Below are 13,999 nucleotides of genomic sequence, written 5' to 3'. Positions count from 1 at the left end.
CAATATGCAGGTTGTTGCTAGCCTACATATTGGTTCTTATCATTTATCAACTATCAAACTGGACTTCTTCTAGTAGATAGTCGATAAAGCGTTCGCCCATCTTAGATAGGCTGGTTTTCTCATGCTGGATATAGACCAGTTCAATTGGGTCATCAATATCCAGTGGGATAGAAACGATATTGTCTCCGTTGAGGTTGCTGTTCAAAATCCCTGTTGCAATGGTATATCCATCCAGACCAATCAAGAGATTAAAGAGGGTGGCACGGTCACTAACCACAATGGATTTCTTGTGGTGCTCTTGGGAAAGGATTTCCTCTGAGAAGTAGAAAGAGTTGTGAGTTCCTTGGTCATAGCTGAGGTAAGGGAAATTCTCCAAATCAGACAGTTTGACCTTGTCTTTCTTTGCCAGAGGATTGGTCTTGCTGACAAAGATATGGGGCTGGGCTGTGAAGAGATGGTGAGCCAGCAGGTGGTTGTCATCCAGCATTTTGGTTAAAACATCACGGTTGTAGCTGTTTAAGAAGAGGACACCGACCTCACTACGGAAGTTCTTGACGTCGTCGATAATTTCCCAAGTACGAGTTTCACGAAGGAAGAGCTCGTATTTCTCCATATCGCTTTTCTTGAGCAAAGAGACAAAGGCGTTGACCACAAAGGCATAGTGTTGAGACGAAACGCTAAAGAGTTCGCGGTGGGCGACAGGATTTTTATAGCGTTCCTCCAGAAGCTGAGTTTGCTCGACAACCTGACGGGCATAAGAGAGGAACTCCATCCCATCACGGGTCAAGGTGATTCCCTTGGGATTGCGGATAAAGATCTCAATCCCCATTTCATTTTCCAAATCTCGCACCGCATTGGAAAGACTGGGCTGAGTGATAAAGAGTTGCTTGGCTGCCTCATTCATGGAGCCAGTTTCGACGATTTTGATAATATAATGTAATTGTTGAATTCTCATGTTTTTATTGTACCATACTTGCAACAGAATCGCCAAAGAAGATAGGAAAATCAGGAGTATTGTGTAAGTCTCTTCTTGAAAAAAACACAAAATTTTGCTAGAATGAGTCTTATGAAAACATTCTATGATGTGCAGCAATTCCTCAAACGATTTGGTATTATTGTTTACATGGGAAAACGCTTATATGATATTGAACTGATGAAGCTGGAACTCTCTCGGATTTATGATGCAGGGTTGATGGACAAATTAGACTATCTAGAAGCAGAAGCGGTTCTTCGCAGAGAGCACAAGATAGAATTGGATTATATTGAGAAAAATGGAGAAATAAACTAATGATTACTTGGATTTTGTGGGCACTTATACTAGCAATGTTGGCATGGATGGGCTTTAACTATCTTCGTATTCGCCGTGCGGCTAAAATCGTAGACAATGAGGAGTTTGAATCCTTGATTCGTACGGGTCAATTGATTGATTTGCGCGACCCAGCAGAATTCCACAGAAAACATATCCTTGGTGCCCGCAATATTCCTTCAAGTCAGTTGAAGACTAGTCTTGCAGCTCTTCGTAAGGATAAACCTGTCCTTCTCTACGAAAACCAACGTGCGCAACGAGTTACAAATGCAGCTCTTTACTTGAAAAAACAAGGTTTTTCTGAGATTTATATCCTTTCTTATGGCTTGGATTCTTGGAAAGGGAAAGTGAAGACTAGCTAACATTCTGTAAAAATCTGTCGAATGATAGATAAAGCTAGCATTTTATGGTATCATCATTTATATTAATTTTAAGGAGATTTTATAATATGAATTCACAAGAAAAGAAAAAACCTTCACTTATTTTAGGTATCTTATCTATCGTCCTTGGTTTGCTTTCTCCAATAGTGAGTCTGATTTTGGGGATCATAGGATTGGTTTTGGCTTTTTCATACCAAAAAGAATCTGGACTGGACTATAAAACAGAAAAAATTCTCAACATCGTAGGACTTGTAGTTTCTGTTCTTAACTGGATTCTAACAATCGCAGTAGTTTTTAGATAAGCAAAAAACAAAAAAGCTTTAAATTTAAAGCTTTTTTTATTTTATCGACTCATCTCTAAATAGTTTTTAATGATTTGTAACTCTTTTTGGTTCAAAGGGAGGTAGTTACCTTCTGCTAAATCTGGGTTCAATGTAAAGTCCCCAAATTGGATTCTCTTGAGGCTAGTCACCTTAACACCAACCGAGAGAAACATTTTCTTGATTTGATGAAATTTTCCTTCTGAAATGGTGATGGAGGCTCGACTGAGGGAAGGACTTGCAGATAGAATTTCTAGTCTTGCAGGTTTACAGACAGTACCATCTAAAAAGACAATTCCCTTTTGAAAGACTTGGATATGGTCAGGTGTTAGAAGTCCATTGACTTCAACTTGATAAGTTTTATCGACATGATATTGGGGATGGAGGAGCTGAAAGCCTAAGGGACCGTTATCGGTCAAGAGGAGGAGTCCCGTTGTATCTCGGTCCAGTCGGCCGACGGCATAGAGCTTATCAGACTGGATGTCAGGCGGAAGGAGGTCCATGACGGTTGGAAGTTCCCTGTCTTTATTGGCTGTCACGACACCAACAGGCTTATGAAGCATCAGATAGGTGTGCTCATAGCCTTGAATGATTCGGTCCTGAAAAAGGAGTTCCTGTAGTCCTGTATCGATATTTTGGGCTAGGGAGCGGGCTGGGCAACCATCGACGAGAATATCCCCTTTGAGTAAGGCTTGCTTCATGGCCTTTCGGCTAACTTTTTCTTGGGCTAATAAATTATCTAAACGCATACTGTGCCTATCTTATCATAAGTCGCTTGCTTTGAAAAGGCTTGACGTGAAAAGAAAAGCAGAGTGAAAACATTTACACTTGCTTGAGTTATGTTATTTACCTGAAATTATGGTATAATCGTTCAGTTAGAAAATAAATTTTGAATATTATAGAGGAAATCATGACAAAATTAAGAGAAGATATCCGTAACATTGCGATTATCGCCCACGTTGACCACGGTAAAACAACCCTGGTTGACGAATTATTGAAACAATCAGAAACGCTTGATGCACGTACTGAATTGGCTGAGCGTGCTATGGACTCAAACGATATCGAAAAAGAGCGTGGAATTACCATCCTTGCTAAAAATACGGCTGTTGCTTACAACGGAACTCGTATCAACATCATGGACACACCAGGACACGCGGACTTCGGTGGAGAAGTTGAGCGTATCATGAAAATGGTTGACGGTGTTGTCTTGGTCGTAGATGCCTACGAAGGAACCATGCCACAAACTCGTTTCGTATTGAAAAAAGCTTTGGAACAAGACCTTGTGCCAATCGTTGTTGTTAACAAAATCGATAAACCATCAGCTCGTCCAGCAGAAGTAGTGGACGAAGTCTTGGAACTTTTCATCGAGCTTGGTGCAGATGACGACCAGCTTGACTTCCCAGTGGTGTATGCTTCAGCGATCAACGGAACTTCTTCATTGTCAGATGACCCAGCTGACCAAGAAGCGACTATGGCACCAATCTTTGACACGATTATTGACCACATCCCAGCTCCAGTAGATAACTCAGATGAGCCTTTACAGTTCCAAGTATCACTTTTGGACTACAACGATTTCGTTGGACGTATCGGTATCGGTCGTGTCTTCCGTGGTACTGTTAAGGTTGGGGACCAAGTTACCCTTTCTAAACTAGATGGTACAACTAAGAACTTCCGTGTTACCAAACTCTTTGGTTTCTTTCGTTTGGAACGTCGTGAAATCCAAGAAGCAAAAGCGGGTGACTTGATTGCCGTTTCAGGTATGGAAGACATCTTTGTTGGTGAAACCATTACACCGACAGACGCAGTTGAAGCTCTTCCAATCCTACACATCGATGAGCCAACTCTTCAAATGACTTTCTTGGTCAACAACTCACCATTTGCTGGTAAAGAAGGTAAATGGGTGACTTCTCGTAAGGTGGAAGAACGTTTGCAGGCTGAATTGCAAACAGACGTTTCCCTTCGTGTTGACCCAACTGATTCACCAGATAAATGGACAGTTTCAGGTCGTGGAGAATTGCACTTGTCAATCCTTATCGAAACAATGCGTCGTGAGGGATATGAACTTCAAGTATCTCGTCCAGAAGTTATCGTAAAAGAAATCGACGGTGTTAAATGCGAACCATTCGAACGTGTTCAAATCGACACTCCAGAAGAATACCAAGGGTCTGTTATCCAAAGCCTTTCTGAACGTAAGGGTGAAATGTTGGATATGATTTCAACTGGTAATGGTCAAACTCGTTTGGTCTTCCTTGTTCCTGCGCGTGGTTTGATTGGATACTCAACTGAGTTCTTGTCAATGACTCGTGGTTACGGTATCATGAACCATACCTTCGACCAATACTTGCCATTGATTCCAGGTGAAATTGGTGGTCGTCACCGTGGTGCCCTTGTTTCTATCGATGCTGGTAAGGCTACAACTTACTCAATCATGTCTATCGAAGAACGCGGTACGATCTTTGTCAACCCAGGTACTGAGGTTTACGAAGGAATGATTATCGGTGAAAACTCTCGTGAAAATGACTTGACAGTTAACATCACTAAGGCCAAACAAATGACTAACGTTCGTTCAGCTACTAAGGACCAAACAGCTGTTATCAAGACACCTCGTATCTTGACACTTGAAGAGTCTCTTGAGTTCTTGAACGACGATGAGTACATGGAAGTAACGCCTGAGTCTATCCGTTTGCGTAAACAAATCCTTAACAAAGCAGAGCGTGAGAAAGCTAACAAGAAGAAAAAATCAGCTGAATAAGAGCTAGAAAGAGAGAAAGATGGTCTATTTAGTCCTAGGGATTTTACTGCTCCTACTCTATGTATTTGCGACACCAGAAAGCATTAAAGGGACAGTCAATATCGTCGCTATGGTATGTATTTTAGTGGCACTCTTGATTTTGTTGGCTCTATCTTTTCTGAAAATTTTTCAATTACCAACAGAAATGTTCCTAGCAATAGCCATGTTAATCCTAGCTTACTTTAGTGTGAGAGACATCACACTCATGCCAGTCAAAAAAGGTAAAAGAAGATAAAAAAGAGAGTTTCGGCTCTCTTTTTTTGGTAGGAATTTTACAATAGTTTGAATTGTTTTTTACTATAACATCATCTCTTTTGCTTGGATAATATGAATGGGAAAAACTTGAATAAAATTTGTTAATGACATCTATTTTATATTTGGTTAGTACTGGTTGCATATTATTTTGAAATAAAACTACTATATAATATTATTCATATAGGTAACATAAAAACATTATTCATATAGGTGATATAGTAAAATATCTAAAAAATTCGATTTTTTCCTTGACAACAAATAATAAAAATGCTATTCTTATTATATAAGAAATCGGTTTCAAAAAAGAGAGAATAGGATTTATTTTGTTGCATTGTTGCTCAGGGTGTGCTTTTTTGAAAGGAAAAATAAAATGAAAACGAAAAAACATAGATTACTTGCTCTAGCTCTTATTTCAAGTTTTACATTATTGGAAGCTGCATCAGCTGCTGTACAATATCCAGATGGAGGAGTATGGACGTATGGAGAAGGTTCAGGAGGTGGTTGGGCTTTTTCAAATTACTATCATGGTAAAAAATATCATTATTCTTCTCTTGTAAGTAAATGGGATAGTCATTCAGATAAAGGATCAGCACCTGCAGGGAAAACTTCAGAGGCTTGGATTTGGACTAAATTTGGGGAACAAGTAGCATTTTACTATGACTATGACTAATATTTAGTTTTCTTAGATAATTCCCCTTGTAAGAAATTACAAGGGGAATTTTGTTTACAAGGAGTCTACTATGAAGAAACTATTCATATTACTATCAACTTTTTTTCTCAGCTTCTTCCTTGCTTGGATTATTGTCTTACGTGCGCCACAATATTTATATGCAAGCTATGATTCCGTTACTTTACTTCGTGTCAAAAAAGAGGCTCAGGAACCGACGCGTGAGGTATTTGAACAGGAATTGGAGAATTTTGCAAACTCAGAACAGAGTTTAATAGCTAGAAGAATTGTAGAGCCGAGTAAGGATGGGACGACTCACTTTACTTATGCAACTTATGGTCAGGGAACTTTACCAAAAGAATTCCAAGAAGCTAGTCAAGAAAGTCGTGAACGTAGTGATCCGCTAAATAGTTATCTCCTTTTGTCAGGCTCCTTGACGAAAGAAAAGCTTGCCGATAAATTAGGAGATTTGGGTTATAAAGCAATTGCTGACCGAAAGACACCTCCCTATTCTCTTGCTTTTCGAATGTTACTAAATCCCCTTATTTTAATTAGTTTAGCAATATTTGGCTTATCTTTCTTTGCTTTAGTGATTATCACTCGGATTAAGGAAATGAGAGCAGCAGGTATAAAACTCTTTTCTGGTCAGACTCTCTTATCCATTATGGGGCATTCTTTATCTACTGATATTAAGTGGCTCCTTCTATCAGCCCTCCTTTCCTTCCTAGGTGGGGGAGTCGTTCTTTTTAGTCAAGGTTTGTTTTATCCTATCTTGTTAGCCACCTATGGTTTTGGGATTAGTTTCTATCTGTTGTTTTTATTGGGTATTTCAATTTTACTAATGCTCCTTTATCTAATGAGTTTGAGTTACAAAGCATTAGTTCCCGTTATTAAGGGAAGATTACCCCTCAAACGCTTGATGGCTTTAACCCTATTGTGTCAGTTGGTTGCTGTCTTTACAGTGGGATACGCTGTTAAGACAGGTTTGACGTCTTACCAACGATTGAAAGAACTTGAAATTTCAAAACAAGCGTGGCAGGACAGAGTAGACTATTATCAAATTTCTTTTGGCTTAGGTGACAGAGTAAATGATACAGAAAATCAGAATAAGTGGTATGCCTTTGCCAAGGAAGCAATCGAAGAAGAACAGGCTCTATTTGTAAAAGATAATCTCATTCATTTTGCAAATCCTCAAGGAAAAAATGAACAGGGAGAGACACTGGATACCTATAGTCCAGATGCTAATGTTCTCTATGTCAGTCCAAGTTATTTAGACAAGGAAAATGTGGCTGTAAATGATGAGACTAGACAGAAACTAGCTCATCTTCAAAAAGGGGAATTTGGACTCTTATTACCAGAATCTCTTCGTTCACAGGAAGCAGAACTTAAGAAAGTTTTTGAAGAACGTTTGAACTATTACGGGCAATCAAGTGAGGAGGCAAGTGCTCCTTTAGAGTATGAAATGAGAGCGATTGTTAGCTATCTTCCAACTGGAGAAAAGCGATTTATTTATAATAACGGTGAAAGCCCAGTATCCATTCAGTACTTAACCGATCCGATTTTAGTTGTATTTACTCCAACATCTACAGGTGATAGTTTCATTTCAAAATATGTTTGGTCTATCAATGCTGGAAAACAACTTTTTATCAAAGGATATGAGAGTGGGCTAGAACTCTTGAAGAAAGCTGGAATTTATGAGCAAGTATCCTATCTTAAAGAAGGAAGAAGTGTTTATCTAACTCGTTATAATGAAGTTCAAACTGAAACAGCAACTTTAATCCTAGGAGCTATTGTGGGGATAGCTAGTTCCTTGTTACTCTTTTATTCTGTCAATCTTCTATATTTCGAGCAATTCCGCCGAGATATTCTGATTAAACGAATTTCAGGTTTACGATTTTTTGAAACACATGCTCAGTATATGGTTAGTCAATTTGCCAGTTTTGTATTTGGTGCTAGTCTCTTTATTTTACGTAGTAGAGACTTGGTAATTGGCTTGCTCACTTTATTAGTCTTTCTAGCTAGTGCAGTTTTGACGCTTTACCGTCAAGCGCAGAAAGAATCTCGTGTTTCTATGACAATTATGAAAGGAAAATAGGATGATTGAACTAAAGAATATATCTAAAGAGTTTGGAAGCTGTCAGCTATTTTCAGATACCAATCTTCATTTTGAAGGTGGGAAAATTTATGCCTTAATCGGTACAAGTGGCTGTGGTAAGACAACACTCTTGAATATGATTGGACGATTAGAGCCATATGACAAAGGACAAATCATCTATGATGGTACTTCTTTTAAGGACATCAAGCCTTCTGTTTTCTTTAGAGATTACTTAGGATACCTATTTCAAGATTTTGGATTAATTGAAAGTCAAACCGTCAAAGAGAATCTCAATCTGGGTTTAGTTGGTAAAAAGTTGAAGGAAAAAGAGAAAATCTCTTTGATGAAACAAGCTCTAAACCGTGTTAACCTCTCTTATTTAGATTTAAAGCAACCTATCTTTGAATTATCAGGAGGAGAAGCACAACGTGTTGCACTAGCGAAGATAATTTTAAAGGATCCACCTTTGATCCTCGCAGATGAACCAACCGCTTCGCTAGACCCCAAAAACTCTGAGGAATTACTTTCTATCCTAGAATCTTTAAAAAATCCGAATCGAACTATTATTATTGCGACCCACAATCCTCTTATTTGGGAACAAGTGGACCAAGTTATTCGAGTTACCAATTTATCACATAGATGATATGGCAAGATTCAGTTAGAAGAAAGAGTCACAAACACACTTTGTGGCTTTTTTATTTCCATAAAAATGGTAAAATAGTAGGAGTAGAAATGGAGTTTGAGACATGAAAGTAATAGATCAATTTAAAAATAAGAAGGTTCTTGTTTTAGGTTTGGCCAAGTCTGGTGAATCTGCAGCTCGTTTGTTGGACAAGCTAGGTGCCATTGTGACAGTAAATGATGGAAAACCTTTTGAGGATAATCCTGCTGCCCAAAGTTTGCTGGAAGAAGGGATCAAGGTCATTACAGGTGGCCATCCTTTGGAACTCTTGGATGAAGAGTTCGCCCTCATGGTAAAAAATCCAGGTATCCCATACAGCAATCCCATGATTGAAAAGGCTTTGGCCAAGGGAATTCCAGTCTTGACTGAGGTGGAATTGGCTTATTTGATTTCTGAAGCACCGATTGTTGGTATTACTGGTTCAAATGGAAAAACAACGACAACGACTATGATTGGGGAAGTTTTGACTGCTGCTGGCCAACATGGTCTTTTATCAGGAAATATCGGCTATCCAGCTAGTCAAGTGGCCCAAACTGCGTCAGATAAGGACACGCTTGTTATGGAACTTTCTTCTTTCCAACTCATGGGTGTTCAAGAATTCCATCCTGAGATTGCGGTTATTACTAACCTCATGCCAACCCATATCGATTATCATGGTTCTTTTGAAGAGTATGTAGCAGCCAAGTGGAATATCCAGAACAAGATGACAGCAGATGATTTCCTTGTCTTGAACTTTAACCAAGACTTGGCAAAAGAATTGGCTAGCAAAACACAAGCTACTGTTGTTCCATTTTCAACACTGGAAAAGGTTGATGGAGCTTATCTGGAAGATGGTCAGCTCTACTTCCGTGGAGAAGTGGTCATGGCAGCGAGTGAAATCGGAGTTCCAGGTAGCCACAATGTGGAAAATGCCCTTGCGACGATTGCTGTAGCCAAGCTTCGTGGTGTAGACAACCAAACCATTAAAGAAACTCTTTCAGCCTTTGGTGGTGTCAAACACCGTCTCCAGTTTGTGGATGAAATTCAGGGTGTTAAATTTTATAACGACAGTAAGTCAACCAATATCTTGGCAACTCAAAAAGCCTTGTCAGGATTTGACAACAGCAAGGTAGTCTTGATTGCAGGTGGTTTGGACCGTGGCAATGAGTTTGACGATTTGGTTCCAGATATTACTGGACTCAAGAAGATGGTCATTCTTGGTCAGTCTGCCGAACGTGTCAAACGGGCAGCAGACAAGGCTGGTGTGGCTTATGTGGATGCGACTGATATTGCAGATGCGACCCGCAAGGCCTATGAACTTGCGACTCAAGGAGATGTAGTCCTTCTCAGTCCAGCCAATGCCAGCTGGGATATGTATGCTAACTTTGAAGTACGTGGCGACCTCTTTATCGACACAGTAGCGGAGTTAAAGGAATAATATGAAAAAAATTGTCTTTACAGGTGGGGGGACGGTTGGACACGTTACCCTCAATCTTTTGTTAATGCCCAAGTTCATCGAAGATGGCTGGGAAGTCCACTATATCGGGGACAAGAGTGGTATTGAACACCAAGAAATCCTCAAGTCAGGTTTTGACGTCACCTTCCATTCCATTGCAACTGGGAAATTGCGTCGCTATTTCTCTTGGCAAAATATGCTGGACGTCTTCAAAGTTGGTTGGGGAATTGTCCAATCGCTCTTTATCATGTTACGAGTTCGTCCACAGGCCCTTTTTTCAAAGGGAGGCTTTGTCTCTGTACCGCCCGTTATCGCTGCGCGTGTGTCAGGAGTGCCTGTCTTTATTCACGAATCTGACCTGTCTATGGGTTTGGCCAATAAAATCGCCTATAAATTTGCGACGAAGATGTATTCAACATTTGAACAAGCTTCGAGTTTGTCTAAGGTCGAGCATGTGGGAGCAGTGACCAAGGTTTCAGACCAAAAAAATCCAGAACCGGATGAATTGGTGGATATCCAAACCCACTTTAATACAAAATTGCCAACGATATTGTTTGTCGGCGGTTCAGCAGGAGCTCGTGTCTTTAACCAATTGGTGACAGACCATAAGAAAGAACTGACAGAGCGCTACAATATTATCAATCTAACTGGAGACTCTAGCCTGAACGAGTTGAACCAAAATCTTTTTCGTGTCGACTACGTGACCAATCTCTATCAACCCTTGATGGAATTGGCTGATATTGTTGTGACACGAGGTGGAGCCAATACGATTTTTGAGCTCTTGGCCATGGCAAAATTACATGTCATTGTGCCACTTGGTCGTGAAGCTAGTCGTGGTGACCAGATTGAAAATGCAGCTTACTTTGTAAAAAAAGGCTATGCAGAAGAGCTTCAAGAAAGCGATTTGACCTTGGATAGTTTGGAAGAGAAGCTTTCTCACTTACTAAGCCACAAGGAAGATTACCAAGCTAAGATGAAAGCTTCTAAGGAATTGAAATCTCTAGCAGATTTTTATCAATTGTTGAAAAAAGATTTATCATAAGGAAAGTAAATGTCAAAAGATAAGAAAAATGAGGGCAAAGAAATCCTCGAAGAATTGAAAGAGTTATCAGAATGGCAGAAACGAAACCAAGAATATCTAAAAAAGAAGGCTGAGGAAGAGGCGGCCATAGCTGAGGAGAAGGAAAAGGAAAGACAAGCTCGAATGGCTTCAAAATCTGAAGATTCAGATGCAACCGAGGACCAAGAGAGTGAATCTGATTCAAAAGACCCAAAATCAGCTAAGGATGATACCGAAGAAAAAGTAGAAGAGTCAGAATACGTCAAAAAAGAAGTATCCAAAGAAGAATCAAAGTCCAAAGAGCCAAAGAAAGAGGATAAAAAGGCAGATAAAAAGCCTGTAAAGGAAAAACCGATCAAACCGAAAATTCCAGGAATCCATATCTTACGAGCCTTAACGATTTTATTTCCATGTCTGCTTTTATTGATTGTCTCCGCCTACTTACTCAGTCCTTATGCGACCATGAAGGATATTCGTGTCGAGGGAACGGTGCACACTACGTCTGATGATATTCGACAGGCTTCAGGTATTCAGGATTCGGATTATACGATTAACCTTCTGCTAGACAAGGAAAAATATGAAAAGCAGATTAAGTCTAACTATTGGGTTGAATCAGCTCAACTTGTTTATCAATTTCCAACCAAGTTCACTATCAAGGTCAAGGAATATGATATTGTGGCCTACTATATTTCTGGTGAAAACCATTATCCTATTCTTTCCAGTGGTCAGCTTGAGACCAGTGCTGTGAGTTTGGTCAGTCTACCAGAAACTTATATATCAGTTCTCTTTAATGATAGTGAAAAAATCAAGGCTTTTGTCTCAGAACTTTCTCAAATTAGCCCAGAACTCAAGGCGGCTATCCAAAAGGTGGAACTAGCTCCCAGCAAGGTCACTTCCGATTTAATTCGATTGACCATGAATGATTCGGACGAAGTCTTGGTTCCTCTATCTGAAATGAGTAAGAAACTGCCTTATTACAGTAAGATTAAGCCTCAATTGTCAGAACCAAGTGTGGTCGATATGGAAGCTGGAATCTACAGCTACACTGTAGCGGATAAATTGATTATGGAAGCAGAAGAAAAAGCCAAAAAAGAGGCCGAAGAAGCTGAGAAAAGGCAGGAAGAAGAACGTAAACGTTTAGAAGAAGAACAGAAAAAACAAGAGGAAGAGAGCAATCGAAACCAAACGACCCAGCGCTCATCGCGTCGCTAGGTTTTACTTTTTTCTCATAGTACTTTAGTGACTAGTTTTTACGTTTAATATTTGACATCTGTTTTTCTTTATGTTACATTATGCAGTGTAATCGATTGCAAAATAATTTTTTATGAAGAAGGTAACACATATGTCAGATGAAGTATTCTTATTTGAAGAAATTGAAGAAATCGTAGCCTCTACAGATGGTGAATTTTGGGGGAGTTTTACTTGGAACTGGGGTAGTTCTCTTAATTGGAGTAGCCTATTGTTAAAAAGATAGGGAGTGATAATCATGCAAGATAACTTTTTATTTGAGGGAATTGAAAAAATTTCAGTACCAGTTAGTGATTTTTCAGCTGGACTTGCAATAGGTATCGGATTTGGTTTAGCAATCCTTGCTCTTACTGGTTGTTGAAGTTTGTTCATTTACTAACATTAAGCTTTTTCAATTTCATTTTAGACAGTCATTTGAATTTTCCGTATTAGTCTTGCAGCAAGAGATTAATAGAATTAGTTATTATTTTATTGATTGTGGACTGAGGGACAGTATCATCTATATATACCATCCAGTAAGAAACATGTATTAGTTGGGAAACAGGAAAAAAATGGTTAGAGCAACTAATAGGTCAAGAATTTACCATATCGGACTTATTAGTGTTAGTAGGGAAGAAATATTATTTAAGATTTTATATTGTTCTTAGTAAAATGGGACTTATAGATTCTATGAAATCACGAAAAAAGATAAATATTTTTAAAATATCTTGGGACTTTAATATAACATTGGACTTTAATATAACATTATCTGAAAAATTAAACTATAAAAGATTTAATAAGAATTTTGAAAAAATCCTATTTGGTATTTTCCCATTGGCTCTTATTTTGCAATGTTTTATTATGTATATTTATAGGGCGGATATTTTGACTAATTTCCAAAACTTTCCAATAACGCTAAACATTCTTTTATTTTGGTTGCTTGTTGTTATTATATCTGCAACGATACATGAATTTAGTCATGCAATAATTGCTAATAATTATCAAATTGAGATCCCAAATTGTGGAATAATGCTACTTTTGTTTAATTTGGCTTTTTTTGTAGATTTAAGTGGGGTGCAATTCTTAAAGAATAAAAAACAATTTTTGAAAATTATGTTAGCAGGAATTGCTTCAAATTCGATTTTATCACTTACAGGTTTACTTGTTTTATTGTTCACATCGTATAAATTGCTTGGACTCTTATTTTTTATCATTAACTTAGGTATGATTTTTAGGTCAACTTGCTCCTCTGAAAGTACTTTTAGAGGAGCTGTTTGATTTGGCTAGTTTTTGAAACTGAAATCTATTATACTACAAACTATTGAAAGCGTTTTAATTTTAAGGTATAATAATCTCATAGAAATAAAGAAAAGGAGGAAAGAGGATGCCACAGATTAGCAAAGAAGCCTTGATTGAGCAAATCAAAGATGGAATCATCGTTTCTTGTCAGGCTCTTCCTCATGAACCGCTTTATACAGAAGCGGGAGGGGTGATTCCCTTGCTGGTCAAAGCGGCTGAGCAAGGTGGAGCAGTCGGTATCCGAGCAAACAGTGTTCGCGATATCAAGGAAATTAAGGAAGTCACTAAACTTCCAATCATTGGGATTATCAAACGTGATTATCCACCTCAGGAACCCTTCATCACGGCTACTATGAAAGAAGTTGATGAATTGTCAGAACTGGACATCGAGGTGATTGCTCTGGATTGTACCAAGCGTGAACGCTACGATGGTTTGGAAATTCAAGAGTTCATTCGTCAGGTTAAGGAGAAATATCCTAACC

15 protein-coding genes and 2 pseudogenes are annotated in these 13,999 nt (G+C 38.8%); 15 read left to right on the top strand and 2 right to left on the bottom strand.

Annotated elements, in window-relative coordinates; translation table 11 throughout:
* Positions 1-46: 46 nt before the first annotated feature.
* Positions 47-955, bottom strand: coding sequence for a LysR family transcriptional regulator (locus HT708_RS07290; protein WP_001222592.1), 909 nt, complete (start codon positions 953-955; stop codon positions 47-49).
* Between the two features lie 102 nt (positions 956-1,057).
* On the opposite strand from HT708_RS07290, the gene HT708_RS07285 reads away from it, so the two are divergent.
* The 3 genes from HT708_RS07285 to HT708_RS07275 all read left to right on the top strand — a co-directional run bounded on the left by HT708_RS07285 (position 1,058) and on the right by HT708_RS07275 (position 1,988).
* Complete coding sequence (locus HT708_RS07285) at positions 1,058-1,288, top strand: YqgQ family protein (protein WP_172926203.1); 231 nt, start codon at positions 1,058-1,060, stop codon at positions 1,286-1,288.
* A complete protein-coding gene (locus HT708_RS07280) occupies positions 1,288-1,668 on the top strand; it encodes a rhodanese-like domain-containing protein (protein WP_172926202.1) in 381 nt (126 codons plus the stop codon). The genes HT708_RS07285 and HT708_RS07280 overlap by 1 nt, the downstream gene beginning before the upstream one ends.
* Before the next feature lie 86 nt (positions 1,669-1,754).
* Positions 1,755-1,988 (top strand): hypothetical protein, encoded by a 234-nt coding sequence (locus HT708_RS07275; RefSeq protein ID WP_001088017.1) that lies wholly within the window; start codon positions 1,755-1,757, stop codon positions 1,986-1,988.
* A 41-nt stretch (positions 1,989-2,029) separates the two neighbouring features.
* Here the strand turns inward: HT708_RS07275 and HT708_RS07270 are convergent, their stop codons facing one another.
* On the bottom strand, positions 2,030-2,755 hold the full coding sequence (locus HT708_RS07270; protein WP_138705489.1) for a 16S rRNA pseudouridine(516) synthase: 726 nt from the start codon (positions 2,753-2,755) through the stop codon (positions 2,030-2,032).
* A gap of 161 nt (positions 2,756-2,916) precedes the next feature.
* Here HT708_RS07270 and typA point away from each other — a divergent pair, with 161 nt between their 5' ends.
* The 12 genes and pseudogenes from typA to HT708_RS07220 all read left to right on the top strand — a co-directional run.
* The gene (gene typA / locus HT708_RS07265) at positions 2,917-4,758 is read left to right on the top strand and encodes a translational GTPase TypA (protein WP_172926201.1); all 1,842 of its coding nucleotides are present in this window, start codon (positions 2,917-2,919) and stop codon (positions 4,756-4,758) included.
* 19 nt (positions 4,759-4,777) lie between these two features.
* Entirely contained in the window at positions 4,778-5,032 is a 255-nt protein-coding gene (locus HT708_RS07260; RefSeq protein WP_000262797.1) for a DUF3165 family protein, read from the top strand.
* Positions 5,033-5,422: 390 nt separating this feature from the next.
* The gene (locus tag HT708_RS07255) at positions 5,423-5,722 is read left to right on the top strand and encodes a lactococcin 972 family bacteriocin (protein WP_054393023.1); all 300 of its coding nucleotides are present in this window, start codon (positions 5,423-5,425) and stop codon (positions 5,720-5,722) included.
* Between the two features lie 70 nt (positions 5,723-5,792).
* The gene (locus tag HT708_RS07250; protein ID WP_172926200.1) at positions 5,793-7,814 is read left to right on the top strand and encodes a bacteriocin-associated integral membrane family protein; all 2,022 of its coding nucleotides are present in this window, start codon (positions 5,793-5,795) and stop codon (positions 7,812-7,814) included.
* A 1-nt stretch (position 7,815) separates the two neighbouring features.
* Entirely contained in the window at positions 7,816-8,457 is a 642-nt protein-coding gene (locus HT708_RS07245; protein WP_172926199.1) for an ABC transporter ATP-binding protein, read from the top strand.
* 103 nt (positions 8,458-8,560) lie between these two features.
* On the top strand, positions 8,561-9,913 hold the full coding sequence (gene murD / locus HT708_RS07240) for a UDP-N-acetylmuramoyl-L-alanine--D-glutamate ligase (protein WP_172926198.1): 1,353 nt from the start codon (positions 8,561-8,563) through the stop codon (positions 9,911-9,913).
* 1 nt (position 9,914) lies between these two features.
* Positions 9,915-10,973 carry a UDP-N-acetylglucosamine--N-acetylmuramyl-(pentapeptide) pyrophosphoryl-undecaprenol N-acetylglucosamine transferase gene (locus HT708_RS07235; protein ID WP_172926197.1) on the top strand — a complete coding sequence of 353 codons (1,059 nt, stop codon included), beginning with the start codon at positions 9,915-9,917 and terminating at the stop codon, positions 10,971-10,973.
* Between the two features lie 9 nt (positions 10,974-10,982).
* The gene (locus HT708_RS07230; RefSeq protein WP_172926196.1) at positions 10,983-12,203 is read left to right on the top strand and encodes a cell division protein FtsQ/DivIB; all 1,221 of its coding nucleotides are present in this window, start codon (positions 10,983-10,985) and stop codon (positions 12,201-12,203) included.
* A 130-nt stretch (positions 12,204-12,333) separates the two neighbouring features.
* The gene (locus tag HT708_RS12170; protein WP_007284949.1) at positions 12,334-12,465 is read left to right on the top strand and encodes a hypothetical protein; all 132 of its coding nucleotides are present in this window, start codon (positions 12,334-12,336) and stop codon (positions 12,463-12,465) included.
* Between the two features lie 12 nt (positions 12,466-12,477).
* The gene (locus HT708_RS12165) at positions 12,478-12,600 is read left to right on the top strand and encodes a hypothetical protein (RefSeq protein WP_275690754.1); all 123 of its coding nucleotides are present in this window, start codon (positions 12,478-12,480) and stop codon (positions 12,598-12,600) included.
* Between the two features lie 290 nt (positions 12,601-12,890).
* A pseudogene (locus tag HT708_RS07225) lies at positions 12,891-13,451 on the top strand (peptidase M50 family protein); the annotation flags it as partial.
* Positions 13,452-13,602: 151 nt separating this feature from the next.
* A pseudogene (locus tag HT708_RS07220) lies at positions 13,603-13,999 on the top strand (N-acetylmannosamine-6-phosphate 2-epimerase); the annotation flags it as partial.

The organism is Streptococcus sp. 3613 (genome assembly GCF_013277375.1).
In the GTDB taxonomy this organism is placed as follows: Bacteria; Bacillota; Bacilli; order Lactobacillales; family Streptococcaceae; genus Streptococcus; species Streptococcus pseudopneumoniae.
This window is presented reverse-complemented; position numbering and strand designations above follow the sequence as displayed.

Coding starts and splice junctions, on each gene's coding strand:
- HT708_RS07255 (WP_054393023.1), top strand. CDS start 5,423: ATGAAAACGAAAAAACATAGATTACTTGCTCTAGCTCTTATTTCAAGT.
- HT708_RS07280 (WP_172926202.1), top strand. CDS start 1,288: ATGATTACTTGGATTTTGTGGGCACTTATACTAGCAATGTTGGCATGG.
- HT708_RS12165 (WP_275690754.1), top strand. CDS start 12,478: ATGCAAGATAACTTTTTATTTGAGGGAATTGAAAAAATTTCAGTACCA.
- HT708_RS07285 (WP_172926203.1), top strand. CDS start 1,058: ATGAGTCTTATGAAAACATTCTATGATGTGCAGCAATTCCTCAAACGA.
- HT708_RS07250 (WP_172926200.1), top strand. CDS start 5,793: ATGAAGAAACTATTCATATTACTATCAACTTTTTTTCTCAGCTTCTTC.
- HT708_RS07235 (WP_172926197.1), top strand. CDS start 9,915: ATGAAAAAAATTGTCTTTACAGGTGGGGGGACGGTTGGACACGTTACC.
- HT708_RS12170 (WP_007284949.1), top strand. CDS start 12,334: ATGTCAGATGAAGTATTCTTATTTGAAGAAATTGAAGAAATCGTAGCC.
- HT708_RS07260 (WP_000262797.1), top strand. CDS start 4,778: ATGGTCTATTTAGTCCTAGGGATTTTACTGCTCCTACTCTATGTATTT.
- HT708_RS07290 (WP_001222592.1), bottom strand. CDS start 955: ATGAGAATTCAACAATTACATTATATTATCAAAATCGTCGAAACTGGC.
- murD (WP_172926198.1), top strand. CDS start 8,561: ATGAAAGTAATAGATCAATTTAAAAATAAGAAGGTTCTTGTTTTAGGT.
- HT708_RS07275 (WP_001088017.1), top strand. CDS start 1,755: ATGAATTCACAAGAAAAGAAAAAACCTTCACTTATTTTAGGTATCTTA.
- HT708_RS07230 (WP_172926196.1), top strand. CDS start 10,983: ATGTCAAAAGATAAGAAAAATGAGGGCAAAGAAATCCTCGAAGAATTG.
- HT708_RS07245 (WP_172926199.1), top strand. CDS start 7,816: ATGATTGAACTAAAGAATATATCTAAAGAGTTTGGAAGCTGTCAGCTA.
- HT708_RS07270 (WP_138705489.1), bottom strand. CDS start 2,755: ATGCGTTTAGATAATTTATTAGCCCAAGAAAAAGTTAGCCGAAAGGCC.
- typA (WP_172926201.1), top strand. CDS start 2,917: ATGACAAAATTAAGAGAAGATATCCGTAACATTGCGATTATCGCCCAC.